General features: G+C 55.4%; 35 protein-coding genes, 1 tRNA gene and 3 pseudogenes. 5 read left to right on the forward strand and 34 right to left on the reverse strand.

From position 1 onward, the window contains the following. The first annotated feature begins 226 nt into the window (after positions 1-226). Positions 227-2071 (forward strand): RNA polymerase sigma factor RpoD, encoded by a 1845-nt coding sequence (gene rpoD / locus HA50_RS17730; protein WP_084876872.1) that lies wholly within the window; start codon positions 227-229, stop codon positions 2069-2071. 44 nt (positions 2072-2115) lie between these two features. Here the strand turns inward: rpoD and mug are convergent, their stop codons facing one another. Together mug and HA50_RS17740 are read right to left on the reverse strand one after the other, a co-directional pair. Next, entirely contained in the window at positions 2116-2631 is a 516-nt protein-coding gene (mug, locus tag HA50_RS17735; RefSeq protein WP_084876873.1) for a G/U mismatch-specific DNA glycosylase, read from the reverse strand. Continuing rightward, positions 2628-3215, reverse strand: a complete 588-nt coding sequence (locus HA50_RS17740) for a TetR/AcrR family transcriptional regulator (RefSeq protein WP_084876874.1) — start codon at positions 3213-3215, stop codon at positions 2628-2630. The genes mug and HA50_RS17740 overlap by 4 nt, the downstream gene beginning before the upstream one ends. A 135-nt stretch (positions 3216-3350) precedes the next feature. Here HA50_RS17740 and HA50_RS17745 point away from each other — a divergent pair, with 135 nt between their 5' ends. Next, on the forward strand, positions 3351-4136 hold the full coding sequence (locus HA50_RS17745; protein ID WP_084876875.1) for an SDR family NAD(P)-dependent oxidoreductase: 786 nt from the start codon (positions 3351-3353) through the stop codon (positions 4134-4136). Between the two features lie 199 nt (positions 4137-4335). Further along, positions 4336-4411 (forward strand) — tRNA-Ile (locus HA50_RS17750). Positions 4412-4578: 167 nt separating this feature from the next. On the opposite strand, the gene HA50_RS17755 is transcribed toward HA50_RS17750, so the two are convergent. From HA50_RS17755 to HA50_RS17820, 14 genes are all read right to left on the reverse strand, one after another. After that, positions 4579-4797: an ogr/Delta-like zinc finger family protein gene (locus tag HA50_RS17755; protein WP_084876876.1), complete on the reverse strand. Its 219-nt coding sequence runs from the start codon at positions 4795-4797 to the stop codon at positions 4579-4581. A 62-nt stretch (positions 4798-4859) separates the two neighbouring features. Continuing rightward, entirely contained in the window at positions 4860-6029 is a 1170-nt protein-coding gene (locus HA50_RS17760; protein ID WP_084876877.1) for a phage late control D family protein, read from the reverse strand. Next, complete coding sequence (locus tag HA50_RS17765) at positions 6026-6553, reverse strand: phage tail protein (RefSeq protein WP_084876878.1); 528 nt, start codon at positions 6551-6553, stop codon at positions 6026-6028. Before HA50_RS17765 ends, HA50_RS17760 begins: the two co-directional genes overlap by 4 nt. 3 nt (positions 6554-6556) lie before the next feature. After that, complete coding sequence (locus HA50_RS17770) at positions 6557-9019, reverse strand: phage tail tape measure protein (RefSeq protein WP_084876879.1); 2463 nt, start codon at positions 9017-9019, stop codon at positions 6557-6559. Continuing rightward, positions 9009-9134, reverse strand: coding sequence for a GpE family phage tail protein (locus HA50_RS17775; protein WP_084876880.1), 126 nt, complete (start codon positions 9132-9134; stop codon positions 9009-9011). The genes HA50_RS17770 and HA50_RS17775 overlap by 11 nt, the downstream gene beginning before the upstream one ends. Before the next feature lie 32 nt (positions 9135-9166). Beyond that, positions 9167-9445 carry a phage tail assembly protein gene (locus tag HA50_RS17780; protein WP_084876881.1) on the reverse strand — a complete coding sequence of 93 codons (279 nt, stop codon included), beginning with the start codon at positions 9443-9445 and terminating at the stop codon, positions 9167-9169. Between the two features lie 59 nt (positions 9446-9504). Beyond that, positions 9505-10014 carry a phage major tail tube protein gene (locus HA50_RS17785; RefSeq protein ID WP_084876882.1) on the reverse strand — a complete coding sequence of 170 codons (510 nt, stop codon included), beginning with the start codon at positions 10012-10014 and terminating at the stop codon, positions 9505-9507. A 12-nt stretch (positions 10015-10026) separates the two neighbouring features. Beyond that, positions 10027-11196, reverse strand: a complete 1170-nt coding sequence (locus tag HA50_RS17790; protein WP_084876883.1) for a phage tail sheath protein — start codon at positions 11194-11196, stop codon at positions 10027-10029. A gap of 115 nt (positions 11197-11311) precedes the next feature. Continuing rightward, positions 11312-11905 carry a tail fiber assembly protein gene (locus tag HA50_RS17795; protein ID WP_084876884.1) on the reverse strand — a complete coding sequence of 198 codons (594 nt, stop codon included), beginning with the start codon at positions 11903-11905 and terminating at the stop codon, positions 11312-11314. Continuing rightward, positions 11905-12987 carry a phage tail-collar fiber domain-containing protein gene (locus HA50_RS17800; RefSeq protein ID WP_084876885.1) on the reverse strand — a complete coding sequence of 361 codons (1083 nt, stop codon included), beginning with the start codon at positions 12985-12987 and terminating at the stop codon, positions 11905-11907. Before HA50_RS17800 ends, HA50_RS17795 begins: the two co-directional genes overlap by 1 nt. Then, complete coding sequence (locus tag HA50_RS17805) at positions 12984-13592, reverse strand: phage tail protein I (RefSeq protein WP_084876886.1); 609 nt, start codon at positions 13590-13592, stop codon at positions 12984-12986. Before HA50_RS17805 ends, HA50_RS17800 begins: the two co-directional genes overlap by 4 nt. Then, positions 13585-14493, reverse strand: a complete 909-nt coding sequence (locus HA50_RS17810; protein WP_084876887.1) for a baseplate assembly protein — start codon at positions 14491-14493, stop codon at positions 13585-13587. Before HA50_RS17810 ends, HA50_RS17805 begins: the two co-directional genes overlap by 8 nt. 4 nt (positions 14494-14497) lie before the next feature. Beyond that, positions 14498-14848 carry a GPW/gp25 family protein gene (locus HA50_RS17815; RefSeq protein ID WP_084876888.1) on the reverse strand — a complete coding sequence of 117 codons (351 nt, stop codon included), beginning with the start codon at positions 14846-14848 and terminating at the stop codon, positions 14498-14500. After that, entirely contained in the window at positions 14845-15435 is a 591-nt protein-coding gene (locus HA50_RS17820) for a phage baseplate assembly protein V (protein WP_084876889.1), read from the reverse strand. Before HA50_RS17820 ends, HA50_RS17815 begins: the two co-directional genes overlap by 4 nt. 88 nt (positions 15436-15523) lie before the next feature. Between HA50_RS17820 and HA50_RS17825 the strand changes: the two genes are divergently transcribed. Next, positions 15524-16588 carry a hypothetical protein gene (locus tag HA50_RS17825; protein ID WP_084876890.1) on the forward strand — a complete coding sequence of 355 codons (1065 nt, stop codon included), beginning with the start codon at positions 15524-15526 and terminating at the stop codon, positions 16586-16588. On the opposite strand, the gene HA50_RS17830 is transcribed toward HA50_RS17825, so the two are convergent. The 11 genes and pseudogenes from HA50_RS17830 to HA50_RS17870 form a co-directional block, all read right to left on the reverse strand. Next, positions 16589-17035, reverse strand: coding sequence for a phage virion morphogenesis protein (locus HA50_RS17830; protein WP_084876891.1), 447 nt, complete (start codon positions 17033-17035; stop codon positions 16589-16591). Further along, a complete protein-coding gene (locus HA50_RS17835; RefSeq protein ID WP_084876892.1) occupies positions 17032-17499 on the reverse strand; it encodes a phage tail protein in 468 nt (155 codons plus the stop codon). Before HA50_RS17835 ends, HA50_RS17830 begins: the two co-directional genes overlap by 4 nt. Then, positions 17432-17752: an Rz1-like lysis system protein LysC gene (gene lysC, locus HA50_RS31750; RefSeq protein WP_244193594.1), complete on the reverse strand. Its 321-nt coding sequence runs from the start codon at positions 17750-17752 to the stop codon at positions 17432-17434. Before lysC (HA50_RS31750) ends, HA50_RS17835 begins: the two co-directional genes overlap by 68 nt. After that, positions 17673-18023, reverse strand: a pseudogene (locus tag HA50_RS17840) (Rz-like lysis system protein LysB); the annotation flags it as partial. The gene lysC (HA50_RS31750) and the pseudogene HA50_RS17840, both read right to left, overlap by 80 nt. Beyond that, entirely contained in the window at positions 18020-18532 is a 513-nt protein-coding gene (locus HA50_RS17845; protein WP_084876894.1) for a lysozyme, read from the reverse strand. The pseudogene HA50_RS17840 and the gene HA50_RS17845, both read right to left, overlap by 4 nt. Beyond that, positions 18513-18728, reverse strand: a complete 216-nt coding sequence (locus HA50_RS17850; protein WP_244193623.1) for an HP1 family phage holin — start codon at positions 18726-18728, stop codon at positions 18513-18515. The genes HA50_RS17845 and HA50_RS17850 overlap by 20 nt, the downstream gene beginning before the upstream one ends. A gap of 9 nt (positions 18729-18737) precedes the next feature. Continuing rightward, positions 18738-18941 carry a tail protein X gene (locus HA50_RS17855; RefSeq protein ID WP_084876895.1) on the reverse strand — a complete coding sequence of 68 codons (204 nt, stop codon included), beginning with the start codon at positions 18939-18941 and terminating at the stop codon, positions 18738-18740. Then, positions 18941-19396, reverse strand: coding sequence for a head completion/stabilization protein (locus HA50_RS17860; RefSeq protein WP_139810958.1), 456 nt, complete (start codon positions 19394-19396; stop codon positions 18941-18943). Before HA50_RS17860 ends, HA50_RS17855 begins: the two co-directional genes overlap by 1 nt. Before the next feature lie 139 nt (positions 19397-19535). Next, positions 19536-19649 (reverse strand): annotated as a pseudogene (locus HA50_RS31175) (baseplate assembly protein); the annotation flags it as partial. Positions 19650-19653: 4 nt separating this feature from the next. Continuing rightward, positions 19654-20004 (reverse strand): GPW/gp25 family protein, encoded by a 351-nt coding sequence (locus HA50_RS17865; protein ID WP_084876897.1) that lies wholly within the window; start codon positions 20002-20004, stop codon positions 19654-19656. Next, positions 20001-20591: a phage baseplate assembly protein V gene (locus tag HA50_RS17870; RefSeq protein ID WP_084876898.1), complete on the reverse strand. Its 591-nt coding sequence runs from the start codon at positions 20589-20591 to the stop codon at positions 20001-20003. The genes HA50_RS17865 and HA50_RS17870 overlap by 4 nt, the downstream gene beginning before the upstream one ends. Positions 20592-20673: 82 nt before the next feature. Between HA50_RS17870 and HA50_RS17875 the strand changes: the two genes are divergently transcribed. Beyond that, complete coding sequence (locus tag HA50_RS17875; RefSeq protein WP_084876899.1) at positions 20674-21810, forward strand: hypothetical protein; 1137 nt, start codon at positions 20674-20676, stop codon at positions 21808-21810. 7 nt (positions 21811-21817) lie between these two features. Here the strand turns inward: HA50_RS17875 and HA50_RS17880 are convergent, their stop codons facing one another. The 7 genes and pseudogenes from HA50_RS17880 to HA50_RS17905 all read right to left on the reverse strand — a co-directional run bounded on the left by HA50_RS17880 (position 21818) and on the right by HA50_RS17905 (position 24340). Next, on the reverse strand, positions 21818-22264 hold the full coding sequence (locus HA50_RS17880; RefSeq protein WP_084876900.1) for a phage virion morphogenesis protein: 447 nt from the start codon (positions 22262-22264) through the stop codon (positions 21818-21820). After that, positions 22261-22728, reverse strand: a complete 468-nt coding sequence (locus tag HA50_RS17885; protein ID WP_084876901.1) for a phage tail protein — start codon at positions 22726-22728, stop codon at positions 22261-22263. The genes HA50_RS17880 and HA50_RS17885 overlap by 4 nt, the downstream gene beginning before the upstream one ends. Continuing rightward, positions 22661-22981 carry an Rz1-like lysis system protein LysC gene (gene lysC / locus HA50_RS31755; protein ID WP_244193595.1) on the reverse strand — a complete coding sequence of 107 codons (321 nt, stop codon included), beginning with the start codon at positions 22979-22981 and terminating at the stop codon, positions 22661-22663. The genes HA50_RS17885 and lysC (HA50_RS31755) overlap by 68 nt, the downstream gene beginning before the upstream one ends. Beyond that, a pseudogene (locus HA50_RS17890) lies at positions 22902-23252 on the reverse strand (Rz-like lysis system protein LysB); the annotation flags it as partial. The gene lysC (HA50_RS31755) and the pseudogene HA50_RS17890, both read right to left, overlap by 80 nt. After that, positions 23249-23632, reverse strand: a complete 384-nt coding sequence (locus tag HA50_RS17895; protein WP_084876903.1) for a hypothetical protein — start codon at positions 23630-23632, stop codon at positions 23249-23251. The gene HA50_RS17895 and the pseudogene HA50_RS17890, both read right to left, overlap by 4 nt. Then, complete coding sequence (locus HA50_RS17900; RefSeq protein WP_084876904.1) at positions 23629-24144, reverse strand: lysozyme; 516 nt, start codon at positions 24142-24144, stop codon at positions 23629-23631. Before HA50_RS17900 ends, HA50_RS17895 begins: the two co-directional genes overlap by 4 nt. After that, positions 24125-24340 carry an HP1 family phage holin gene (locus HA50_RS17905; RefSeq protein WP_244193624.1) on the reverse strand — a complete coding sequence of 72 codons (216 nt, stop codon included), beginning with the start codon at positions 24338-24340 and terminating at the stop codon, positions 24125-24127. The genes HA50_RS17900 and HA50_RS17905 overlap by 20 nt, the downstream gene beginning before the upstream one ends. Between the last annotated feature and the right edge of the window lies 1 nt (position 24341).

A 24341-nucleotide genomic window follows, 5' to 3' on the forward strand; every position in this document is an offset into this window, starting at 1 on the left:
TGCCGATACCGTTAAAATGGCAGGGAACCGGGGCGATAAGCATTAGCGGAACCAGGCGAGAAGCCTGGCCCGAAAAAAGCATCCAAGCGGCTTAAGTGCCGAATATCAGAGGGCAAATGCCCTGGCCGCGACGAAGGCAGCGGCAAAAACACAACGCCTTCACTGTTATTGTTGGCTCGCTGCCGACCGACACCAATCTAATTAACAGAAGTGTGGATACCGTCTTATGGAGCAAAACCCGCAGTCACAGCTTAAGCTACTTGTCACCCGTGGTAAGGAGCAGGGCTATCTGACCTATGCTGAGGTCAATGACCATCTGCCGGAAGATATCGTCGACTCCGATCAGATCGAAGACATCATCCAGATGATTAACGATATGGGTATTCAGGTGGTGGAAGAAGCCCCTGATGCCGATGATCTGATGCTGAATGAAAACAGTGCCGATACTGACGAAGATGCTGCGGAAGCCGCCGCTCAGGTGTTATCCAGCGTTGAATCTGAAATTGGCCGTACCACCGACCCGGTGCGCATGTACATGCGCGAAATGGGTACTGTTGAACTGCTGACGCGCGAAGGCGAAATTGACATCGCTAAACGCATCGAAGACGGCATCAACCAGGTTCAGTGCTCCGTTGCAGAATATCCGGAAGCAATCACCTATCTGCTCGATCAGTACGATCGTGTTGAAGCAGGCGAATCACGTCTGTCCGACCTGATCACCGGTTTTGTCGATCCGAACGCTGAAGAAGATCTGGCCCCTACCGCCACTCACGTGGGTTCTGAGCTGTCTGAAGAAGACCGCGATGATGACGAAGATGAAGACGAAGAGAGCGATGACGACAGTTCTGATGACGATAACTCTATCGATCCGGAACTGGCGCGCGAGAAATTCGTTGAGCTGCGTACCCAGTACGAAACTACCCGTACGGTGATCAAGGCCAAAGGCCGCAGCCACGCTGATGCGGTTGCCGAAATTCAGAATCTTTCTGAAGTGTTTAAACAGTTCCGCCTGGTACCGAAGCAGTTCGACTACCTGGTTAACAACATGCGTGAAATGATGGAGCGTGTGCGTACTCAGGAACGCATCATCATGAAATTTTGTGTTGAACTGTGCAAAATGCCGAAGAAAAACTTCATCACCCTGTTCACCGGTAATGAAACCAGTGAAAGCTGGTTTAAAGCCGCACTGGCGATGAACAAGCCGTGGTCGGAAAAACTGCTGGAAGTGCAGGATGACGTCATGCGTTGCCTGCAGAAACTGTCGCAGATTGAAGAAGAAACCGGCCTGACCATCGAGCAGGTGAAGGATATCAACCGTCGTATGTCTATCGGCGAAGCCAAAGCGCGTCGTGCGAAGAAAGAGATGGTGGAAGCTAACCTGCGTCTGGTGATTTCAATCGCCAAGAAATACACCAACCGTGGTCTGCAATTCCTCGACCTGATTCAGGAAGGTAACATCGGTCTGATGAAGGCGGTTGATAAGTTTGAATACCGTCGTGGTTATAAGTTCTCAACTTATGCCACCTGGTGGATCCGTCAGGCTATCACCCGTTCTATCGCCGACCAGGCGCGTACCATCCGTATTCCGGTGCATATGATTGAGACCATCAACAAGCTCAACCGTATTTCGCGCCAGATGTTGCAGGAGATGGGCCGCGAGCCGACGCCGGAAGAACTGGCTGAGCGTATGCTGATGCCGGAAGATAAAATCCGCAAAGTGCTGAAAATTGCCAAAGAGCCAATCTCTATGGAGACGCCGATTGGTGATGATGAAGATTCGCATCTGGGCGATTTTATCGAAGACACCACGCTGGAGCTGCCGCTGGATTCTGCAACTTCTGAGAGCCTGCGTTCTGCTACCCACGACGTGTTGGCTGGCCTGACCGCGCGTGAAGCGAAGGTACTGCGTATGCGTTTCGGTATCGATATGAATACCGACCACACGCTGGAAGAGGTAGGCAAGCAGTTTGACGTAACGCGTGAGCGTATCCGTCAGATTGAAGCCAAGGCGCTGCGTAAACTGCGTCATCCAAGCCGTTCCGAAGTGCTGCGTAGCTTCCTTGACGACTAATCGGTCTGAGATAAAAAAACCCCGGCTTGCCGGGGTTTTTTATTTCACTCGCTTTTCTGCAACCATAGATAAAGTTGTCGATAAGCGTCGGCCATCTCCTCCAGCGAAGCACGATTCAGGCCACTCGGATTGGGCAGCACCCACAGCCGGGTATTGCCGAGAGTTTGTGGCTGCTCACCCCACTCCACTTTGCGCTGACGAAATGCGCGTTGAAACGCATCTTTTCCCAACACCGCCAACGCACGCGGCTGATAGTTCAGCACTTTCTCCTGCAATCGGCTGCCACCATCACGCAACTCATCCCCCGCCAGTTCCGTCGCCTGCACGGTCGGTCTTTCCACCAGCATAGTAATGCCGCAGCCGGTCTCCAGCAGTCGCTGCTCCTGTTCCGGTTTCAGCTGCTCATGGGTGAATCCGGCCAGATGAATCACCTTCCAGAAGCGATTGCCCGGATGGGCAAAATGAAAGCCAGTATGCGCCGAGGAATGGCCCGGATTGATGCCGCAGAACAGCACCTGTAAATGTGGTGCGATGATGTCGCGAATATTGTGTTCACTCATACCAGCTCCAGCCCTGCGCGCTGTTTTACGGACTGACGACTGGCAGCCAGAATCTGACTCGCCTCAGTATCATCCGGGCAGGCACGTGCCAGCGCCATCGCACCAACCATTTCAGCCAGGATGCTGGCGGCAAGCCTATCCGCCTGCGGATTGCCGAGTTCCTGCAATGGCTTAGCCAGTCTCTGACGCACCACTTCGCGCCGCTGTGAAAATAGCGTACGAGCCTCAAGTGGCAAATGCGCCATCTCGCTGGCAAGTGCGGGGAGTGGACAGCCCTCACCCGGCGTGACGCGATGCACATCGGAGAGATAATTATCGATCAATTGATTCAGACGCTGTGCCGGATCCTCAATCTGCACGATCGCTGCTAATCGTTGTGCGGAATCAGCAAACATCTGAGCAATCACCGCTTCAACCAACACATCACGTGAGGCAAAGTGAGCATAGAAACCGCCATGTGTTAATCCAACACGCTTCATCAACGATGCAACACCAATGCTCTCCGTGCCGCATTCACGCATCACTTTGGCCGCCTCATCCAGAATGCGCTGACGCGTGCGCGCTTTGTGACTCAGCTTTTCCATCCTCTGCTCTCCGGTTCATCAGTTACGACAATCATAGTAATTATTACGATCATCATATTCCAGCTTGACGATAAATATTATGATCGTCATATTTATCACGTCAAATATGATAACCATCATTTAGAGGAAACGACCATGTCATCATCTCAACTGGCTTTAATCACCGGCGCATCGAGCGGTATTGGTGCTACCTACGCAAAACAACTGGCCGCTCGCGGCTACAACCTGATTCTGGTGGCACGCGATGTCGCTCGTCTGAATGCACTGGCGCAGAGCCTACGTGAATCGGCTGGCGTGGAAGTCAGTGTCTTACCTGCGGATCTCACCAAAACGCAGGATTTGCAGCGTATCGAACAGGAGCTACGTGAAAACCACCACATCACGTTGCTGCTGAATAACGCGGGTATGAGCGTCGAAGGGGAATTTATCGATGCTGACCTGGAACGTATTCAAACCATGCTGGCGTTGAATATCGTGGCCCCGACGCAACTGGCTCATACTGCCGCGCAGGTGTTTCGTGCGCGTGCTCACGGCACCATCATCAATATCGCTTCCGTGCTGTCACTGATACATGAACACTTCAACGGTGCCTACAATGCGACCAAATCCTTTGTACTCACGCTGACACGCGCCCTGCAGCGCGAGCTGGCTGATAGCGGTGTGCATGTGCAGGCTGTTCTCCCCGGAGCTACCCGCACTGAGATTTTTGATCGTTCAGGCACCCCGATTACGTCATTCCCGGCAGAGATGTTGATGGAGGTTGAGGATCTGGTCAGTGCCGCCCTGCGCGGACTCGACGCTGGTGAACTGGTGACCATCCCATCGCTGGAGAATACCGACCTGTGGCATGACTTCGACAACGCGCGTGTGGCGCTCCAGCCATACTTATCCCGGAATAAACCAGCATCACGTTATCAGTAAGCACGATGGTAATGAGAGACAGGGCTTTCCCGCCCCGTCTCAGAATCATCTGCAGATTAGGTTATTTTTGCGACAACAGACGTGGGATCTGCGAATTTTCTCATTGATATCAAAGAGTCAGAGGTTGGTTTAATTTTCAGCAACCAGCTATCAATGGCTGGATCGCCCTGGCGAGATACTTTATAATCCCCGCTCCGCTGGCCCCTTAGCTCAGTGGTTAGAGCAGGCGACTCATAATCGCTTGGTCGCTGGTTCAAACCCAGCAGGGGCCACCAAATTTAGTGAACAAATTCATAAAGTTAAGCCACCTTTCACGGTGGCTTTTTTGTTTTCATACACTCAAGTGTCGCAAAAGTGTCGCATCACTTTTTTTGGATATCTCGTTTATGTGCTCTGCATACCAAACAATGGGCGAAAAAAAACCCGCTTTCGCGGGCCGTGCTCAGTGCAACTGTAAAGGCTGCTGATCGTGACTTGTATGAAGCGGTACTCTATTAACGGTGCCTGGCGTGGCGATGCGGCAAACCACAGTTTCCATAGTTTTAAATGTACAACTGCAATTTATGTTCTGGCACTGGTGATATCTCTCTTTCGTTTCCTTAGAAATATAACGACTGCTTTTAGCATGGGCGGCGGTCTGACAAAGTGGGCAATGCATCATGGGCGACTCTCCTAATTAGCTCCCACCTTATTAGACTAAAGCGAGAAAAATAACAACAAAAATTAGCTAAAAGCTACATCATCATTCAGTTCATATTCAACATCAGACAGCAGCACCTCAAAATCAAGCTGTGTGGTGTAACCGTTACTGCTCAGGCTATGCGTCACCTTACTGATGAGCCACGGCTGTGCATCGATCACCGATTTAAACCCGCTCACCGCAACCGGCGTTTCCGGGTAAAGGTCGGCCCGGCCCATTGCCAGCGTAATCGAGAACTCGGCAACACCGCGTTGCAGCTTCTCCCATTTTGCTTTAGCGGCACGCATGGCCGTGGCTTTGCTGGAGTAGACTGTCGTCAGCGTGAACACGTTGTCTTCACTGCCCGCCAGATAATCCCCCTCATTCGCTTCCGGTGTTTTCGTGGTTTTGGCTGTGGTCTTTTTTGCGGCCGGATGCTCAAGCGCGCGCAGGTGCTTCTCTCTGGGTTTGCGCTGGAGTTTCACCTTCTTCGGCTTCGGGTCTCTGGTATGCAGCCAGCTCGCCGATACGCCGGTATAGGCTCCACGGTCGGCAATACTGAAGCTGTGCCGGTCGCCGTCCCGGCGCGTGATGGTCATCTGCGGGATAGGTTTGCCGCTGAGGGTGACGCCGTTCCCCGGCCGGATAAACAGCAGCCGCCCGGCCTTCACCGCTGCCACTGCGCCGTAAAGCGTGGCGAGCCGCGTCAGGAACTTCGCATCAGTCTCCTGCGTCTGGTCGATATGTGCCACAGCGATCCCGGCAAAGCCATCGGCCAGCATGGGTTTCAGGCTATTGCGCCCGGCCACCTGCGTGACGATATCGCCCAGGGTGGTGTCGTGATAAGACACCTCGCGGCGGGAATTGAGTGAGCCACGGAAATCAGCGCTGCGGGCGCGGATGGTCATCGTATCCGGTGCGCCGTGGTGCTCCACCTCATCAACGGTAAAACTCCCTTTACCGATAAGCGCCTGGCCTTTCCAGCCAAGAAACAGCGTCACCACGGCCCCGCGTACCGGCATCGCCAGCTTCCCGTCGGCGTCGTCCAGTTCGATGTCGAGCTGGTCAGCCTCAAAGCCGCGATTGTCGGACAATGTGAGTGAAATCAGCCGGTCACGAATATTGGCGGTCACATCTTTAGAATTTACCGTCAGCATAAAGTCAGGCGTCAGGCGCGCCCCGGCCTGCATTGGCAGGCTGCTTATCCCCGTCATCCGAGTAAGCCTCCCGCCTGGGAAATAAGACTTTCCGCCGCCGATTTCACGCTGCTGATGGCCGATGTCACCTGCCCGGGCAGATTGCTGACGCCGCTGATTAATCCGTCGGCCTGCTGTTTCAGGTCGCCAAACATTGACGTCAGGGACTCATCCACGCGCTTCAGGCTCAGGGTAAACATAATCTTGCTGGCCGTGCCGTTGCTGAAAAACTCGCTGTGCGTGTTGGAAATGTTCTCGATCACGTACATGCCGTAAATCACGCCGTTACCGCCAATCAGCGGCCACGCCATCCCCTGATCGGCCAGAATGCGCAGCGTCATCAGGGAAACCGCACCGCCCGTTATTTCCGGTCGCAGCTCCCCCGACAGCGTGATTTTTTCATCACCCGGCCCGATAAACTGCGCTGCCGGGCGCAGGCCAACGCGGCTGTTGGTCGGCCAGCGGTAATCGATATTCTGCTGAAGCTCACCGTAAGGCAGCGTCTGGCGCATAAACGGCATCATGCCGTAAATCATCATCATCGGTTAATCCTCCCAGCCCATTTTGCTGCGGTTCTGTGCCTGGCGGCTGCGCTCCTGTTTCGCCTGGTGCTGCGCCATCAGCGCCAGCGCATCGTCTTTGCTCATGCCTTCATGCATGTTGATTTCATACTGATACGTATTCTGGCTGCGGTCGGTGTAGCCGCCAGCTGTGGACGGTGACGACACCGGCCGGTAAGGTGCGCCGCCGGTGGCAAGGCTGTACTGCAACCCGTCGGTGTCCACGCCTGCGCCGCCGGTTGCCACCGGGTCGGGGGAAGGCACCTTGTCTTTCAGGCCGTCTGATTTGGTGTCGATAATGCCGAGCTTTTCCAGCACCCAGTCGATACCGCTGCGCAGCTGGTCAAGCGCATGGGTGGGAATTTTCAGCGCCCCGGCCAGCATGTTGCCGAATTTCTTACCCATATCACCGGCAGAAGCGAGTTCCGCCTGAGTGGATTTCACCGGCTCCAGCAGCTTGCCGAACCAGTCCCACAGCTCTTTGATTTTGCCGCCGAGCCACTCAAAAGGCGGCTTCAGCGTGCCGAATGACTCACCAATTGGCCCCATTGCGGCGGTAAAGCCTTCGGCGACACCGGTGATAAAAGCGCTGATGGGTTCCCAGTATTTGCGGATGAGCAGCGCACCGGCAACAATGGCCGCGCCCACGGCAATAACCGGCAGAGAAATCGCGCCGATTGCGGCCACAATCGCGCCTCCTGCAACACTGAATACCGTTCCCAGCAGTCCGGCCCCGGCAATCAGCAGGTTTACCCCGGCGATAACCGGCCAGGCAACCAGCCCGATGGCACCAATCGCGCCGACCAGAATCAGCCCCGCCGTGGCGGCCTTGGCAATGCCGGATGAAAGCGCAGGGTTTTTCTGAATCCAGTTATCCACCTGCAACAGAAATTTTGTGGTGTCCTGAGTCAGCGTGCGCAGGCTGGTGTCCAGCTGGTCATAAAGATCGGTGCCGATGGCCTCATACGCTGATTGCAGTTCTTTGAAGTCGCCGCCGAGGTTGTCCTGCTGCACGTTAACCAGTTTTGCCGTGCTGCCGTCCGACTGCTGAAAGGTTTTCGTCAGCTTATCCAGTTCACCACTGGAGGCAGCTTTCATCAGCGTCACCGCTGACGACGCGGCCTCTTCGCCAAAGATGGTTTTCAGGTACTCGGCCTGCTGCGCCGTGCCGAGTTTGTTTTTCTCAAAGGATTTCTGCATCTCTTTGAGTACAGTGAAAAACGGCCGCATGTTGCCTTTGTTGTCCGCCGCTTTGACGCCCAGCTCCTGAATAGCTTTAAACGCGGCCCCGGTCGGTGCCTGCACGCGTAACAGCATGGCGCGCACGCCGGTCCCGGCCATGCTGCCGGTGGTGCCGCTCTGCGCCAGCGCGCCGATCATCGCCGTGGTCTGCTCAACGCTGACGCCTGCGTTTTTCGCCACCGGCGCGATGTAGGTCAGTGCATCGTTCAGCCCGTCAAAGTCGGCAGCGGTTTTGTTGAGCGTCGCGGAAATCACATCGCCCAGGTGGGCGACTTCACTGTTAGCCATACCAAAGGCGTTTTTGGTACTCATCAGCAGCTGCGCGCTTTCTTCCATCGTGCGGTTGTTCGCCAGCGACATATTCAGCGTCACCGGGGTGGCGGCTTTTATATCGTCTACGCTGCCGCCCGCTTTGGCGATGATAATCTGCGCCTGCGCGGCGTCGTTGGCTGAGGCGGCGGTGTTGTCGCCGATGCTGCGCGACTGGGTTTTCAGTGACTGAAATTCAGGCGAGTTCTTATCAAGGCCGAGCGTTGCCTGTAGCGTGGAGTTTGCCAGGGCAAAGTCATAGCCCGGACGCAGCACAGAGGACGCGGCCACCGCGCCGACCGTGGCGGCACCGATACCGGCCGCACCGGCGTTGCGTACCTTCGCTGACAGCTCCTGCCCTTTACGGTAGCGCTCACTGGTCTGGTTCAGCCGTTCCTGCTGTGCATTCAGGCGCTGAAGCTCCTGTTTCTGGCGGCTCAGGCTGACGGTAACCTGTGCTGAGGCGGTTTTGAGGCGCTGCTGTTCTGTGCTGAGACTGCGGGTTGAAATCCCTGCGGCCGTCAGCGCCTCGCGCTGCTGCTGTACCGAGAGGCGCAGCGAGTTCGATTTGGTCTGTAGCTCTGCCGCTGCCTGCCGGGCCTTCTCCAGCGCGCGGGCCTGCTGCGTGGTCGGTCGTTCGGTGTTTTTAAATGTCACGGCCAGCGCGGCCGCTTCGGCTTTGGCGTCTTTGAGTTTCTGCTGCGTGACGGCCAGCTGCGCGCTGGTTTTGCGGAAACCGTCGATTTTAGCCGCCTGCGCATCCAGCTCTTTAATGCTGGTCTGCGTCCGGCGGATTTCTTCCGACAGCCCTTTGGTGGCATTCAGCACGGTTTTGAACGGGCGGGTGGCTTTGTCTACCGCATTCAGCAGCACCTGTATTTTGAGGTTATTGCTCATCCGGGTTTGCTCCGCTGCGGATAAAGGCTTTATGCCGCCAGTCCATCAGCTCGGCCAGCGGCAGGTTGTACATCTCGGAGGGGGGCCAGTGGAATATCGTCGCAACGTCGGCCATCAGGTCGTTAACCGTCAGGCCGCGCGGCCAGTCTACTCGTCCGACTTCGAGGACAAAAAACCGATCACCTTACCGGCCAGCGTAATCAGGTCGGCCGGGTCAAGATTGTTGCAGTCTGCTTTAGTCAGCGCCGGAACGGTGATGCGGGGTAATACGGTCATCAGCGAATCCACATCCGAGCCTGCAAGGTCGGACAGGCGCACGCCGCGCAGCGCACCGGCGTTGGGTTTAATCAGCTCAACCCTGCTGATGGTGGTTTCACCGCGCTGAATGGGGTATTCCAGTTCAACGGTATTTTCGTTCTGTTCCATATTGGTTATCTCTGTTTGCTGTGATCAGGGAATGCCAGCGCCGGGCGCTGGCGTCAGGGTTATACCAGGCCGATATTTTTGCGGCGCTGTTCCAGGCGGTCGGTGCCGTTGACCTTCTCCACCATGTTGACGGTGTCGATCTCAATCAGCTCTTTGCCGTTAAACGTCAGCTTGTAATACGTGTTTTTGCTGGTGATTTTGGTTTCGGTGTCCTCGGCCGGTTTGGCCTCCCCAAAATCAAACGTCTGGTGCTTACCGCGCACCTCGATTTCAACCGCGATTTCCTCGCCGGTGTCATCGCGCTGGTAAGAGCCGGTGAAGCGCAGCGGCACATCGGATGCACCCCACTGCGACAGCACCAGCTCATCAATGCCGCCGATGGTCCATTCAATATCGAGCGCGTCATCTTCCAGACCGTTGTCGATATGCGCGGCGCCGTTCATGCCGCCTGCGCGGTACGGGTCCAGCTTGCGCGCCAGCTTCGGCAGGGTGACGGCCGTCACCACGCCCTGATAGCTGTTCGAATCGTTGAAAAGGTTCATCGCCTTAAGTTTGCGTGGCAGTGCCATTTATCCGGCTCCTTAACTGTTAACGGATGCGGCGAAGGTCGCCAGATAGGTATCGGTGATGCGCTGGCGGAAGGTCAGGTCTTCCAGCGGCGGCACCGGCGTGTAGTCGTAATCGATAAAGAGCTTGCCCGCCTTCAGGCTGTCCTTATCGTTGGCGCTTTCGTCATACCAGGCAGACGCGCCCAGCAGATAACCGGCATTGGTCATTTCGCGGAATTTGGCGTTGATGCCCGCGATGATTTCTTTCACCAGTACCGGCGTGAGTGGTTTGTCCACCGCCCACATGTGCGCCTCAGCGATGGTGTCGGCCAGCACCTGCGCGGTGCGGGTGTAGTTCTCAAACTGGAACAGCGGGTCATCGCTGCATGTACGGTTGCCCCAGAAGCGGAAGCCGTCTTTACGAATCAGCGTCGTAACGTTCGCCTCGTTGAGCAGGTCCGCATCGGTTCCCACCTGTTGCAGATCCCAGAATACCGAGGCGGAAATGCCGGTCACGCCGTTAACGCCGACGTTCGACAGGGTTTTATGCCAGCCGGTGTCGTTGTCGATTTTCGCGCGCAGGCCCAGCGCGCGGGCGGTGGCGTAGGCCACGTCTGAGGCGCTGGTCGTGGTGTTCCAGGCGAGGAAATCCGGCCAGATAACCATGATTTCACGCTGGCTGAAATTCTGCTGATAGAGGCGGGCTTCTGAAATGGTTTTGCAGTTCCACGCCGACACGTAGGCGAAGGCGCGCAGCTGCTGCGCAATGCTGGCGAGCGCGGTGGATACTTCCAGCGTGTCGAGGCCCGGCACGCCGAGAATGCGCGGCTTAACATCGAGTTGAGACTGTGCGGCCAGCAGGGCTTTCATGCCGGTGTACTGGCCGTTTTCATCGGTGCCGCCGATGATGTTGGACGTGGTTTCGGCCTCGCTTTCACCTTCGGCCACGCGCACCACGACGGTGACGGGTTTCGACTGGTCGGCAATGGCCTGCAACGCTACGGCCAGCGTGCCTTTGACGCCCGCCTTGCCGACTGCGCCCTGCACGTTGGTGACAAGCACCGGCTTATTGAGCGGGAAGGTCGCCGCATCCGCATCGTCAGCGGTGCAGACCATGCCGACGATTGCGGTTGATACGGTGGAGATGGTGCGCGTGCCGTCGTTCACTTCGACGACGCGGACACCGTGATGATAATCTGCCATCTGTTGCACTCCTGGTTAAAGGTGTGCTCAGGGTGGCAGCTCAGGCGGGCGAATGCATTTGACAGCGGCCCGCTGAAAGACCAGCGGACAGAAGAAAGGCCCTTGCGGGCCTCAGTCATACGGCGGGCTTATCCGGCCAGACAATATCCGGGGCGGCGGCAGTATTCACGGCCTGCACATCCTGGATGTATTTCATCCATTCGGTGAGTTTTTCTTTATCCGCATCGGTAATGATGCCGAGCATCAGCTGCGTCTGCCATGCCTGCGTCGTGGTATTGGCGCTGCTGATGAGCGTGCTCTTTTGCTTATCGGCCTCTGCCACATCGGCCAGCTTCTGCGCGTCAGCATCCGTTACCCACTTTTCCCCGTCCCACTTATCAAAACCGGTTGCGGGCTTTAACGTCGTGGTATCCGCCGGGTAATCCCCGGTTTCCGTTATCACACGGGCAGAGCCGTCAGCCGTTGAATACACCGTCTCGCCACGGTGATCGCCGACGGCCTGCCAGGCATCATCACGCCAGATAGCAATGCTGCCTGCCGCAACATTGGGCGGCGCGGTTGTGGTTGAGTTCGCGGGCAGGCCCAGCCCCTGCAAAAGATACTCGTCAGAGGCTCCGGTGAATCCCCCGCTGACGGCGTCATAGCTGTACACGGTCAGGGTGCCGGACGCCTTCGCCAGCCCGTTTTTATCAAAGGTCACTTTCGGCATTATGCAGCCCTCACGATGTAGTTAAATGCGACGTTTCGCGGGCGGGTTTCCGCCGCATAATTGCCGACCGGGCCGTTACTCTGTGACGTCCACTGCCCGCCGCTGGAGCCGTTACCAACGGCTGAATCCCCGTTGGTTTGAGAATTATTAACATCGTCCAGCGGTGCCCATACGGTCCCGGCCAGTGCACCCTGCGTGTACATATAATGGGTATGCAGCTGAAGGGCATGATCCTGCAAGCTCAGTAACGCGCGCCCGCTGTCCACGCCGCGCCCGTCATCCCAGCCACGCAGAAATTCCCCGCGCAGGTCGGGCAGTTTCAGCGCGGGATACGCTTTCGCCAGCTCGGGGTAAGTAGCAGCGCTGAAGGATGCCCCGTTGCACTTTATCCAGCCCGTGGGGGCGGTTGCTGTCGGCCACGGCACCGGGACGCCGACCGGCATGGCAGAACCTGCACCGAGGATAGTCAGCCCGAGATTGTCCAGTGCCTCAGCGGCTTTGCCCGCATCCTTTATTTCCTTCAGGGCGTTTGTCGTCTGAAGGTACTGGCTGTGCGGGTTCGCTGCTGCAACGTGCTTTGCCAGCAGGTCATCGGCATACGCTTTCACCTCAATCACGGCGTTATCGACATACTGGCGTGTCGCCAGCACCACGGCGGGGTCGATTTTCAGCGTCACCGCGCTGGTGCTGTTCACAATCAGGATCAGGCGCACGGTCTGCGTGCGGCCGCTGCCCTCGGCCAGCTGCGGTTTATACGTTTCGGCGCAGTTGGCAATGGCAATCATCACGCCGTCAGCATCAAACAGGCCAATCTCGCGTATCCAGAAACCGCCTTCGCTTTCGGGGATCACCTGCTCGGCGATAATCTGGCTGCTGTTGGCCGCATCGATACTCAGCGAGTTCACCGCCGACCGGCGTTTCTCGCCTATGAGCGCGGTCTGCGCCGGGTCAGGAGTTGGCAGCGTGCCGCCGCCGTCCCCGACCGCCATCTGGGTAATCTGGAGTTTCGTACCGAGCGCGGCGGCATTCGCCAGCCTGGCCGCGCCCTGATTCGTCAGCAGGGCAAAATATTTTGTCGTCATGCGCGCACTTCCGTCAGGTCGATAAGATGCACCGCCACGCCGGAGTAACCCGCGCCGCCGGTGCTGATAAGTTCAGGGGTGTAGGGGTAAACGGTCAGCTCATCGCCGCTGTAGCAGGCGGCAGCAACCGGGATGTCGCCGTTTGCATCAAGGTTGATGGAAAGGCCAATCAGATGACGGCTGAGGGGCTTCGCATCCGCTATCAGCCGCTCCAGCTCGTTATACATTTCTTCGGTGATGCCGGTATCCAGCACGCCCACGTCAAGGCGGAACGTGCCCGGCACATCGCCGGTCTTCCACCACTCATTCACGCGGATCAGATAGCCGAGCGGCTCCACCACGCGCCGGACCGCACCAATGGTGCCTTTGTGCCGGTGCACGAACTGAGACGCCGCGACCACGCCGCGTTTGGTTGATTCGCTCCAGCTGCTGTCCCAGCGGTCCACCGACCACGCCCACGCCAGATAAGGCAGCAGCGCCACCGGGCAGGTGTACGGGTTCCACAGTTGGCGCAGCGGGACATTCAGATCGGTCAGAGAGGAAAGAGCTTCTGCTGCTGCGACCTCCAGCACCGACGAACCGGTGGGAACCAGGCGGTTACTCATCCGATCCCCCGACGGTCAGCGTATAGCCGGTGCAGTACGCCGCCTGCGTTTTATCGAGCACCACATCGGCGACCGGCTGAATCAGGTTAACGCGCTGTACGCCCTCAACGTGCATGGCGGCATACAGGGCAGACAGACGGATATCACGTCCGAGTCGCTTCTGCGCGGTGACATAGGCCGCGAGCTTTGCCTCAGAGGCGGCGCGAATGGGTTCGGCCTCCGGCCCCGGATAGAGATACAGCTCGGCTTCAATCGCATAGTCCACGATTTCAGCCGACTGCACGCTGACGCGGTCAGCCACCGGCCGCACATCCTCATCGTTCAGTGCCGCATCCACCACGGCCAGCAGGTCATCAGCTGCTGCACCGTTGCCCTCACGGCCAAGGATGGTCACGGTCACCACGGCAGGCGACGGACTGATGGCAGAGGCATCGGCCACCCGCCCGTCGGCACTTTTGGCGTGATACTCATAGGCACCGGTCGGCCCGGCCACGCTCAGCCCCTCAAAGGCGGCGGCGATACGGGCGCGGAAATCGTCGTTGCTCTCCATCACTGTCGCCGTCGGCGGGATAGTGGTGTCATCGGCCGGGGTGATGGTCAGGCGGGTGACGCCGTTGTTTGCGCCGAGCTGGTCAAGATCGCCATCCAGTGCGTAAGCCACCATAACCGCCGTTGCCGCTTCGTTGATGCGCTGACGCAGGATCAACTCGCGATAGGCATTTTCCTCCAGAATCTTCACGATGGGTTCAGACTCCAGCGCCAGCGTGTTCGCGACGGCCTCCTGCTGGTCTTCCGGGTAGAGCGAAATCAGCGTGGCTTTACGTTCGGCCAGCAGGGTTTCATAGTCCAGCGTTTCCACCACGTCAGGCGCGGGCAGCTGGCTCAGGTCGATGGTTGCCATGTTCTCAGCTCACAGGAACGGTTAAGGAAAAAGTCTGCGCGGTGTCGGTACGGTTGCCGGTCAGTTCAACCACCATGCCGCCGTTAAAATCAAACTCGTAGCTGATGCCAGTCAGCTTTACGCGTGGCTCCCACTGAATGATCGCCACATAGCAGGCCGACATAATCTGGAGACGCAGCGCGGCATTTTGTGGCTGGTCAATCAGCGCCGACAGCAGTGAACCGTATTTGCGGCGCATCACCCTGGAGCCAATCGGCGTCACCAGTATGTCGCGTATGGACTGCTGTATGTGTTCGAGGCCGGTCAGGGCTTTGCCGGTTTCGCGGTTCATGCCGATGTATTTTTCGGTTGTCACTCGGTGCCCTCCGTCATGGAGCCGCCGGTCTGCACTTTGCCGTGTTTATGGTCATGCACGATTACGTTGTTAGAGCTGAAATCGCCGCCGCTGTGCGTCACGTCGCCTTTCATCGTGCCGCCTTTTGTCACTTCCAGCGTGGCGGTTTTCAGCAGGGTTGTGCACTCCACCTCTGGCGATTCAAACAGGATTTTAACGGCCGCTTTAATGGTGGCGGTCTGGATGCCGGTTGCAGTAAGCGCGCCTGTTTCCGGCTCATACTCGATCACCGCGCCGTCGGGAAAGGACCAGTGCAGCGCATCGGCAGAGGCAGAAGGGGCCGGGTTGTCATCGGAGAAAATACCAGGTAGCACAAAACCGGTGTCGAGTTCGCCACCGATACAGAAGATCAGCACCTGTTCACCCACTGACGGCGCATTCCACGAACGGGTTTTACCCGCACGTGCACTCAGCCAGTAGAGCCAGTCAGTGGTGTTATTTCCTGTATCGACGCGGCATTGCCCGCTGTCCAGATTTACGGCGGATACGGTGCCAATGCGGATCAGGTTGCGCAGCAGGCGCAGGATTTCAGAGAGTTGTTCGTTCATGCATTAATGATATTGTATTGATTACTATCTTAAGAGAACTACTCATCCGTTCGTGTCTAAACAAACAGAAAGAAAGGAGAACACAATTATGGATTACTTCACGTCTGGTGCTATTAAAGGAAGGATTGGGGATTATTTGATAAGACTTAAAAATGACCAATTTATTGATGAGATAGCAACTGTAAAAGCTGATGTTCTCCAGCCCATAATTGAAAGTTTTTATAATGCACCTGAAATCTGGGATTCAACTACTCATTTTAATATAGCAAGCATATCAGAAACTTTCTTTAATGAGTTAGCGTCTAAGCCATCAAATGAAGATGAAATGGACATGGTAATTAGTTCAGCCTTTAGGTTTTGCATCGAAAGACAATTGAAATCCTCAGGGGACTTGCCGGGTGAAATAAGAAGATTTAAAGAGTTCTGTATAGAAAGAAAAGAGTCTTTTTCAAAACTGTGTCAGGAGCAAATAGATTACGCCTTACATGATATGCCCGTGGCTGTCATTAGCTCTATTTTGAATAGTGATGAGATGAAACACTTTAAGGAAATCCCTAGCCTGTTAGCCGAGGCAGAAAAAATAACTAAAGAGTGGTCAGAAGAATTAGACATCAAGACGAAAAAAGTAGATGAGCTACAAAGCAAGTTAGAAAAACAAAAAACTGCCTTTAATTTCGTTGGCTTGTATGAAGGGTTTGACAATCTAAGCAGCATCAAAAATAGTGAGTTAATGTGGGCGAAATTGATTCTCTTCGGCCTGGGTCTTGCTATTGTAGTCCCGATAATTTATGAAATCTATTCACTTGCAGCAATTCCTACTGAAGCTTTTATAAATACCAACCAATTAATTAAGTTTGTACCCGTAGCCTCCCTCACCATAATTCTGATTTATTACTTTAGAGTATCCCTTTCAAACTTTCAGTCAATTCGTTCTCAAATTGTACAGATTGAACTACGAAAAACTCTTTGTGCATTCATACAGTCATACGTTGAGTACGCCAAAGAAATTAAAGCAGGAGATTCCGAAATTTTAAAAAAATTTGAAGATGTTGTGTTTACAAACATAATGACAACAGAAGAAAAGGTCCCATCAACATTTGATGGTCTCGAGCAAGTCGCTGGTATGATATCAGCATTAAAAGGTGGAAAATAATTAAAGTAAGGAATTAATTATTTCATCCATAATCATTCCCAAGTCGCGCTCATTTATTCCAAATAATGGGCGCGCCACATATTGCACCTCGTTGCCTTTTCGTGATGGACGGTCGCGCAGTCCGTAATGATGCACACGGGCCATGCGCTGCACGCGGCCGGTAAAGCTGACTACGGCCTCATCGGAATCTGCCTGGGCTTTCATGTATTTTGCGGTGCGCAGCTTTGCGAACATCTCGCGTTTTACCCGGCCTTTCTTACGGCGAACCGGCTGCGTTTTGCGGGGTTTAAAGGGGGTTCCGTCCGGTGCCTGCTGGCGTTTGATATTATCCTGCTGGCTGGCCCGCAGCTTTCTGGCGATGTTTCGCGCCATCTCTTTGCGTGCCGGGGCTGACAGGTTATTAATCAGTGCGTTCAGCCGGTCCTCAACCACTTTTAACTCACTCATGACTGCCACTCGCTGATTAACTCACCCCGCAGATACAGCTGCATCGGGCGCGTATCATTCTCCGGCAGCGGGTTCTCGCCAACATGGTTTACGTGCAGCTCATCACCTTCCTGTTTCACGATCACCCGTTCAGTCAGCTGAATATCAATACTGATATCACTGGCCGTATCGCTGATGACGTCCGCTTTAAAGGTAAAACCGGTCTGCTGCTTCTCCTTCGTCGCCATCACGTCGGGCTGGTTTACCCGCAGCCAGGCCAGCATCGGCACAATCAGCAGATCAATGTTGTCGGTGTAATCGGTGATCACCATGTTCAGCTGGTACTGATATTCAAACGACAGGGACGTGGCGAGCGTCGAGACAATGCGCCCGTTGTCGATAAACACATTCAGGCAGTCAGGGTTTCTTTGCAGCATCGGGACGCTGGTTGTCAGCGCCTCGCGCAGTTGTTTCGGTTTCAGCATCATGTTGTTCCTGGCAGTCTTTAATGGTTTCCACCTGCAACCCGCAGGAAACGAGCGCCGACTCTAAACGGCGGTTATCCGCCGCCAGATCGCCCGCCGTTTTCAGGCTGTTGCCCGGTATCAGGCAGCTGGTCACGCGCGGACATCCAGTCCAGATAATCTCTGGCGCTGGCGAAGGCGGGACGGGCGTGCAGCCGGATAACATCGTCAGGCAAAGGAGCAGCAGACCAGTCGCGCAGTGTTGGATTCGCATCGGTTTCCCTCTGTATTTGCATTTCACGGTTGAGCGCGCCGGAACTTGCACGCCCCTGCATCAGCCGCAGCGCGGCCTCGCGTTTCTGGCTGTCGCGGTTTTCCGTGTTCAGCCGGGTGATAGCTTTATCCCGGCTTTCAATACCGGCCGACAGGGTGCCGATAATCCGCTGCGCGCCTGCCAGCTCATCACGGGCAACCGACCAGCGCCAGCCGGTAAAGGACAGTGCCAGTAGTGCAACGGCTAACAGCATTGTAATAGCGCGAGTCATGCTGCCCCCTTCAGGCACCAGGCCATTTCCCGCCCACGGCGGTCATCCAGCCCATCGTTAAAAATCCCTTTCACATACACCCAGCGTTTGAGCTGATGACAGGCATCAGACCAGCGGCCCTTATTCAGCAACTTCACCAGCGTTGAACCGCAGGCGTTGCCCGTGCCGACGTTGAAGGCAAACGACACCACGGCGTCGTAAACCTTTTGCGGCAGCTGCGTGAAGATACAGCGGGACAGCGCCGCCTCAGTGCGCAGCACGTTGGTGATAAAACTCCCCGCCGCCTGCCGTTCGGTAATGCTCCTGCCCGGTACGACGCCGGACGTGTTCCCTATGCCGTCGGTCCAGACGTTTGCGCTGCACTGGTACGGTTTCAGGCGACAGCCCTCGTAATCCGCAATCAGCTTTAACCCCTCAACGGAGGTATGCAGCTGCTGAAACCCCGGCAGCGTGGCGGCAATCGCCAGTACCGCGCCGACGGCGCAGCGCTTAACGGTTTGCAGATTCATAGTCCTCCCGGCTTACGCGGCCGCTGGCGAAAAGCTGGTAAGTCTTGCGGCGGTAGTACCAGCTCACCAGAAACATACCGACGCCCAGCACCATGCCGAGCAGGGTCGCCATGTCCTGCAAATCCCACTTACCGAGCCAGCCCATCACTACCGCCATGCAGTAGGTGAGAAAGGCGCTGATGCGTTCCATCGAAATAGTCATGATTCAGTCCCACAGGTTGACGGTTTCCGACGTTGACGACTCCGGCAGGTCGGGCAGCTCGACGGCATAGCCGTGCGGCAGTACCGGCCCGGCATCCGCCAGACCGTTATTCGCTGCATAAACCAGCTCCGTGACCTGCTCCGTGCGCCCGTAATAGCGGTTGCAGATTTCGTCAACGGTATCGCCCTGCATCGCGTAGACCTTCATCACAGCAGGTCCACAATGCAGCCCGGCCGTGAGGCGATGCGGCTGATACTGAATCGCGCATCGCGCCAGTATTCGTCCGCGCTGGCCTCAATCTCTCCGGCCTTTTTCGTGCCGGTCGCGTCATAGCCGCGATAGCGCTCGGTGATAGTGGCGGCGGTCAGTGAGGCGACGGCCGCAACGTAATGCGTCACTTTCTCGCTGACGCCGTCCAGGGTTTCGGCCGGGACATCGGGCAGCGTTTTATAGCCCGCCGCCATCTGGTCAGCCCGCCAGTCGTACAGCTCGGCGTTCACTTCTGAAATCGCCGTTTTTACCGCCAGGCGCAGGCGCTCCGCCGTGACCGTTCCCTCGTAGCGCAGCGCATCACGCAGCTGCTTCAGGTCAATGTCAGGCCAGAAAAACGTATTCTTTACCGGCGGCTCGGCACTCTCTGCCGGTCGCGGTGCGGGGATCACTACGAAGTTGTTCCAGTTGCCCGTTAAGCATGTCTTTCTGGTAGCGGTTGTCGCTGGCCTGCTGAAGCGCAAGCTGTTGGGTATGTTGAATGTCCTGCAGCAGGCTACTCTGTTCGAGCTTTAACTCTAGCTAGCTAGGGTCTTCCGGGTAGAGTGAAATCAGTGTGGCTTTGCGTTCAGCCAGCAGGGTTTCATAGTCCAGCGTTTCCACCACGTCAGGCGCGGGCAGCTGGCTCAGGTCGATGGTTGCCATGTTCTCAGCTCACAGGAACGGTTAAGGAAAAAGACTGTGCGGTGTCGGTGCGGTTGCCGGTCAGCTCAACCACCATGCCGCCGTTAAAATCAGACTCGTAGCTGATGCCGGTCAGCCTGACGCGCGGCTCCCACTGAATGATCGCCACATAGCAGGCCGACATAATCTGGAGACGCAGCGCGGCGTTTTGTGGCTGGTCAATCAGCGCCGACAGCAGTGAACCGTATTTACGGCGCATCACCCTGGAGCCTATCGGCGTCACCAGAATGTCGCGAATGGACTGCTGGATATGTTCGAGGCCGGTCAGTGCTTTGCCGGTTTCGCGGTTCATGCCGATGTATTTTTCGGTTGTCATTGCGGGCCATCCGTTCTGCTGCCGCCGCGTTGTACTCCGCCGTGATCGTGGCCATCAACGACAACACCGTTAGAGCTTAAGCTGCCGCCGGTGTGCGTCACGTTGCCTTTCATCGTGCCGCCTTTTGTCACTTCCAGCGTGGCGGTTTTCAGCAGGGTTGTGCACTCCACCTCTGGCGAATCAAACAGGATTTTGACGGCGGCTTTTATGGTGGCGGTCTGAATGCCGGTTGCCGTTAATGCGCCGTTCTTCGGCTCGTACTCGATCACCGCGCCGTCGGGAAAGGACCAGTGCAGCGCATCAGCAGAGGCTGACGGGGCCGGGTTGTCATCCGAGAAAATACCGGGCAGCACAAAACCGGTGTCGAGTTCGCCACCGATACAGAAGATCAGCACCTGCTCACCCACTGACGGCGCATTCCATGAACGGGTTTTACCCGCACGGGCGCTCAGCCAGTAGAGCCAGTCAGTGGTGTTATTTCCTGTATCGACGCGGCATTGCCCGCCGTCCAGATTTACGGCGGAGACGGTGCCAATACGGATCAGGTTGCGCAGCAGGCGCAGGATTTCTGCCATTTGTTCATTCATGAGAGCATAATGAGTCTGTAAAAGTGCTACGACAATTTGATGCTGTTTGGCTACTAATGGCAGAACAATATTAGGAGGGAAAATGCAGGATTACTTCAAAACAGATTACGTAAAGAAATTAATAGTATCATGCATCTCGGAGTTGAAAGGACGCAGCTACACTGATGCATTCCAGGAAGAGAGGAATGGCTTCATCGAAAGTGTTTTACTTAGTATGCATCAGGATGCAAATAAATGGGATGAGGATACGCAATTTAACATCAGGATAATGTCTCAGCGTTTAAATAGTTTACTGTCTGAGAAGCTTAAAGATGAAAGGAGTTGTAATCATTTATACGTACTCTGTTTTAGATTTTATAACGAATTTTATTTATTTCAGGAAGGGAATAGCGACACCCACAACCACATAATTAATTTTGCCTTGGATAATGCACAAAAAATATCCGAATTTGATAATCAATTATCTCAGCAAATTAAATATGCATTGAATGCTATGAACGCTGCAATTGTAAAGGAAATAATGTCAAATCAGGACTTAAAATCCATTAGGGAGTTTATATCAGTTAAGGAGGAGGCAACCAGGTTACACTCAGAATGGAAAGAGCAGGTTAAAGATTTAAGAAACTCCTGGAATGAAAAGTGCAGCAAAATAGAGAGGAAATGGAAGGAAGAGTTTAGCATCAAAGAAGGGAGAGTTAACGACCTTAAAAATACCTTGGACGAATATGAAACGGCATTCAACTTTGTTTCTTTATATGATGGTTTCAAAAAATTAGGTGATGAAAAGAAAACTCAACTTTGTTGGGCAAAACGCTTTCTTATAACTTTAGGTGGCATTCTGCCATGTTTGATTTTTTGGGAATTGCATAACATATTACAGCCCCAATCCCATCCAACCAGCCCTTACGACCTATTGTCTTTGATACCGGCGCTGGCTCTTTCATTGGTGCTCGTTTATTATTTTAGAGTGTCTCTTTCGAATTACAATTCCGTTCGCGCCCAACTTATGCAAATTGAATTGAGAATGAGTTTATGCCAATTTATTCAAAACTATACAAAGTACAGCGCAGAGATTAATAAGAGCAACCCAGGCTTGTTGGCGAAGTTTGAGGAGATTGTATTCTCAAATATCATGGTCTCGGAAGATAAAATCCCTTCAACATTTGATGGGTTAGAACAAATCGCAAGTTTGATTAGCACCCTGAAAGCTAAGGGATAATTTTCGTTTAGACTAGCGCGGCTATTATCTGATTCTGTATAAAGTCTAAATCAGTTTCACTTAATCCGAGTAATGGCCGAGCTTCATACTGCACCTCTTTGCCTTTCCGTGATGGCCTGTCCCGCAGGCCATAATGATGCACACGGGCCATCCGCTGCACGCGGCCGGTAAAGCTGACCACGGCCTCATCAGAATCAGCCTGGGCTTTCATGTATTTTGCGGTACGCAGCTTCGCGAACATTTCGCGCTTAACCCGGCCTTTTTTACGGCGAACCGGCTGCGTTTTGCGGGGTTTAAAAGGGGTGCCGTCCGGTGCCTGCTGGCGTTTGATATTATCCTGCTGGCTTGCCCGCAGCTTTTTGGCGATGTTACGCGCCATCTCTTTGCGTGCCGGGGCTGACAGGTTATTAATCAGCGCGCTCAGCCGGTCCTCAACCACTTTTAGCTCGCTCATGACTGCCACTCACTGATTAACTCACCCCGCAGATAGAGCTGCACAGGGCGCGTATCATTCTCCGGCAGCGGGTTCTCGCCAACGTGGTTTACGTGCAGCTCATCACCTTCCTGTTTCACGATCACCCGTTCAGTCAGCTGAATATCAATACTGATATCACTGGCCGTATCGCTGATGACGTCCGCTTTAAAGGTAAAGCCGGTCTGCTGTTTCTCCTTCGTCGCCATCACGTCGGGCTGGTTTACCCGCAGCCAGGCCAGCAGCGGCACAATCAGCAGATCAATATTGTCGGTGTAATCGGTGATCACCATGTTCAGCTGGTACTGATACTCAAACGACAGCGACGCGGCGAGCGTCGAGACAATGCGCCCATTATCGATAAACACATTCAGGCAGTCAGGGTTTCTTTGCAGCATCGGGACGCTGGCTGTCAGCGCCTCGCGCAGTTGTTTCGGTTTCAGCATCATGTTGTTCCTGGCAGTCTTTAATGGTTTCCACCTGCAACCCGCAGGAAACGAGCGCCGACTCTAAACGGCGGTTATCCGCCGCCAGATCGCCAGCCGTTCTCAGGCTGTTGCCCGGTATCAGGCAGCTGGTCACGCGCGGACATCCAGTCCAGATAATCTCTGGCGCTGGCGAAGGCGGGGCGGGTGTGCAGCCGGATAACATCGTCAGGCAAAGGAGCAGCAGACCAGTCGCGCAGTGCTGGATTCGCATCGGTTTCCCTCTGTATTTGCATTTCACGGTTGAGCGCGCCGGAACTGGCCCGCACCTGCATCAGCCGCAGCGCGGCCTCGCGTTTCTGACTGTCGCGGTTTTCCGTGTTCAGCCGGGTGATGGCTTTATCCCGGCTTTCAATACCGGCCGACAAGGTGCCGATAATCCGCTGCGCGCCTGCCAGCTCATCACGGGCAACCGACCAGCGCCAGCCGGTAAGGGCCAGCGCCATCAGTGCAACCGCTAACAGGGTGGCGACGATCCGCGTCATACGTGACAGCCCCTGAATAAGTGCCTTTTAATCAGCCAGGCGAGCGATACGATTGAGACACCATAGATCAGGCTGACGAGCGGACCACACAGGAGCAGACTTATCGCAGCCACACCGGCGCATGTCAGGCAGAAATTCCGTTTTCGCTTCGGCACACAAAACCAGAGAATGGTAAAAAGCGCTTCCCGGCGGATGTTCTCGCCGCCGCAGCGCACCGCAATAAAGGCGAACTGAAAAAAATAGAGTGTCTGCCGCAGTACCACCCCCGCGATATTTCCGGCCGGGTCTGTTGCCAGCGGGGGCGTGATTAGATCAACCGGCACCAGAAAAAGACACGCAACAACAAACCAGTAGCCGCTAGCCTGAAAATACTTTTTCATTCTGTTGCTCCTTTTAAACACCAGGCCATTTCCCGCCCACGGCGGTCGTCCAGCCCATCGTTAAAAATGCCTTTCACATACACCCAGCGTTTGAGCTGGTGACAGGCATCAGACCAGCGGCCTTTATTCAGCAGCTGCACCAGCGTTGAGCCGCAGGCGTTGCCCGTGCCGACGTTGAAGGCAAACGACACCACGGCGTCGTAAACCTTTTGCGGCAGCTGCGTGAAGATACAGCGGGACAGCGCCGCCTCGGTGTGCAGCACGTTGGTGATAAAACTTCCCGCCGCCTGGCGCTCTGTAATGCTCCGGCCCGGTACGACGCCGGACGTGTTGCCGATACCGTCTGTCCAGACGTTAGCGCTGCACTGGTACGGCTTCAGGCGACAGCCCTCGTAATCCGCAATCAGCTTTAACCCCTCAACGGAGGTGTGCAGCTGCTGAAACCCCGGCAGCGTGGCGGCAATGGCCAGCACTGCGCCGACGGCGCAGCGCTTAACGGTTTGCAGATTCATAGTCCTCCCGGCTGATGCGGCCGCTGGCAAATAGCTGGTAGGTCTTGCGGCGGTAGTACCAGCTCACCAGAAACATACCGACGCCCAGCACCATGCCGAGCAGGGTCGCCATGTCCTGCAAATCCCACTTACCGAGCCAGCCCATCACTACCGCCATGCAGTAGGTGAGAAAGGCGCTGATGCGTTCCATCGAAATA

It is taken from the genome of Pantoea cypripedii, assembly GCF_002095535.1.
Classification (GTDB): domain Bacteria; phylum Pseudomonadota; class Gammaproteobacteria; order Enterobacterales; family Enterobacteriaceae; genus Pantoea; species Pantoea cypripedii.

Bases quoted from the DNA above. Each gene is read 5' to 3' on its own strand.
- mug (WP_084876873.1), bottom strand. From the start codon at position 2,631: ATGAGTGAACACAATATTCGCGACATCATCGCACCACATTTACAGGTG.
- rpoD (WP_084876872.1), top strand. From the start codon at position 227: ATGGAGCAAAACCCGCAGTCACAGCTTAAGCTACTTGTCACCCGTGGT.
- HA50_RS17785 (WP_084876882.1), bottom strand. From the start codon at position 10,014: ATGGCACTGCCACGCAAACTTAAGGCGATGAACCTTTTCAACGATTCG.
- HA50_RS17740 (WP_084876874.1), bottom strand. From the start codon at position 3,215: ATGGAAAAGCTGAGTCACAAAGCGCGCACGCGTCAGCGCATTCTGGAT.
- HA50_RS17790 (WP_084876883.1), bottom strand. From the start codon at position 11,196: ATGGCAGATTATCATCACGGTGTCCGCGTCGTCGAAGTGAACGACGGC.
- HA50_RS17800 (WP_084876885.1), bottom strand. From the start codon at position 12,987: ATGACGACAAAATATTTTGCCCTGCTGACGAATCAGGGCGCGGCCAGG.
- HA50_RS17770 (WP_084876879.1), bottom strand. From the start codon at position 9,019: ATGAGCAATAACCTCAAAATACAGGTGCTGCTGAATGCGGTAGACAAA.
- lysC (WP_244193595.1), bottom strand. From the start codon at position 22,981: ATGCGAATCCAGCACTGCGCGACTGGTCTGCTGCTCCTTTGCCTGACG.
- HA50_RS17795 (WP_084876884.1), bottom strand. From the start codon at position 11,905: ATGCCGAAAGTGACCTTTGATAAAAACGGGCTGGCGAAGGCGTCCGGC.
- HA50_RS17825 (WP_084876890.1), top strand. From the start codon at position 15,524: ATGGATTACTTCACGTCTGGTGCTATTAAAGGAAGGATTGGGGATTAT.
- HA50_RS17870 (WP_084876898.1), bottom strand. From the start codon at position 20,591: ATGAATGAACAAATGGCAGAAATCCTGCGCCTGCTGCGCAACCTGATC.
- HA50_RS17760 (WP_084876877.1), bottom strand. From the start codon at position 6,029: ATGACGGGGATAAGCAGCCTGCCAATGCAGGCCGGGGCGCGCCTGACG.
- HA50_RS17855 (WP_084876895.1), bottom strand. From the start codon at position 18,941: ATGAAGGTCTACGCGATGCAGGGCGATACCGTTGACGAAATCTGCAAC.
- HA50_RS17765 (WP_084876878.1), bottom strand. From the start codon at position 6,553: ATGATGATGATTTACGGCATGATGCCGTTTATGCGCCAGACGCTGCCT.
- HA50_RS17805 (WP_084876886.1), bottom strand. From the start codon at position 13,592: ATGAGTAACCGCCTGGTTCCCACCGGTTCGTCGGTGCTGGAGGTCGCA.
- HA50_RS17845 (WP_084876894.1), bottom strand. From the start codon at position 18,532: ATGAATCTGCAAACCGTTAAGCGCTGCGCCGTCGGCGCGGTACTGGCG.
- lysC (WP_244193594.1), bottom strand. From the start codon at position 17,752: ATGCGAATCCAACACTGCGCGACTGGTCTGCTGCTCCTTTGCCTGACG.
- HA50_RS17885 (WP_084876901.1), bottom strand. From the start codon at position 22,728: ATGCTGAAACCGAAACAACTGCGCGAGGCGCTGACAGCCAGCGTCCCG.
- HA50_RS17820 (WP_084876889.1), bottom strand. From the start codon at position 15,435: ATGAACGAACAACTCTCTGAAATCCTGCGCCTGCTGCGCAACCTGATC.
- HA50_RS17830 (WP_084876891.1), bottom strand. From the start codon at position 17,035: ATGAGTGAGTTAAAAGTGGTTGAGGACCGGCTGAACGCACTGATTAAT.
- HA50_RS17900 (WP_084876904.1), bottom strand. From the start codon at position 24,144: ATGAATCTGCAAACCGTTAAGCGCTGCGCCGTCGGCGCAGTGCTGGCC.
- HA50_RS17875 (WP_084876899.1), top strand. From the start codon at position 20,674: ATGCAGGATTACTTCAAAACAGATTACGTAAAGAAATTAATAGTATCA.
- HA50_RS17775 (WP_084876880.1), bottom strand. From the start codon at position 9,134: ATGGCCGACGTTGCGACGATATTCCACTGGCCCCCCTCCGAGATGTAC.
- HA50_RS17755 (WP_084876876.1), bottom strand. From the start codon at position 4,797: ATGATGCATTGCCCACTTTGTCAGACCGCCGCCCATGCTAAAAGCAGT.
- HA50_RS17810 (WP_084876887.1), bottom strand. From the start codon at position 14,493: ATGGCAACCATCGACCTGAGCCAGCTGCCCGCGCCTGACGTGGTGGAA.
- HA50_RS17780 (WP_084876881.1), bottom strand. From the start codon at position 9,445: ATGGAACAGAACGAAAATACCGTTGAACTGGAATACCCCATTCAGCGC.
- HA50_RS17835 (WP_084876892.1), bottom strand. From the start codon at position 17,499: ATGCTGAAACCGAAACAACTGCGCGAGGCGCTGACAACCAGCGTCCCG.
- HA50_RS17895 (WP_084876903.1), bottom strand. From the start codon at position 23,632: ATGAAAAAGTATTTTCAGGCTAGCGGCTACTGGTTTGTTGTTGCGTGT.
- HA50_RS17880 (WP_084876900.1), bottom strand. From the start codon at position 22,264: ATGAGCGAGCTAAAAGTGGTTGAGGACCGGCTGAGCGCGCTGATTAAT.
- HA50_RS17865 (WP_084876897.1), bottom strand. From the start codon at position 20,004: ATGACAACCGAAAAATACATCGGCATGAACCGCGAAACCGGCAAAGCA.
- HA50_RS17745 (WP_084876875.1), top strand. From the start codon at position 3,351: ATGTCATCATCTCAACTGGCTTTAATCACCGGCGCATCGAGCGGTATT.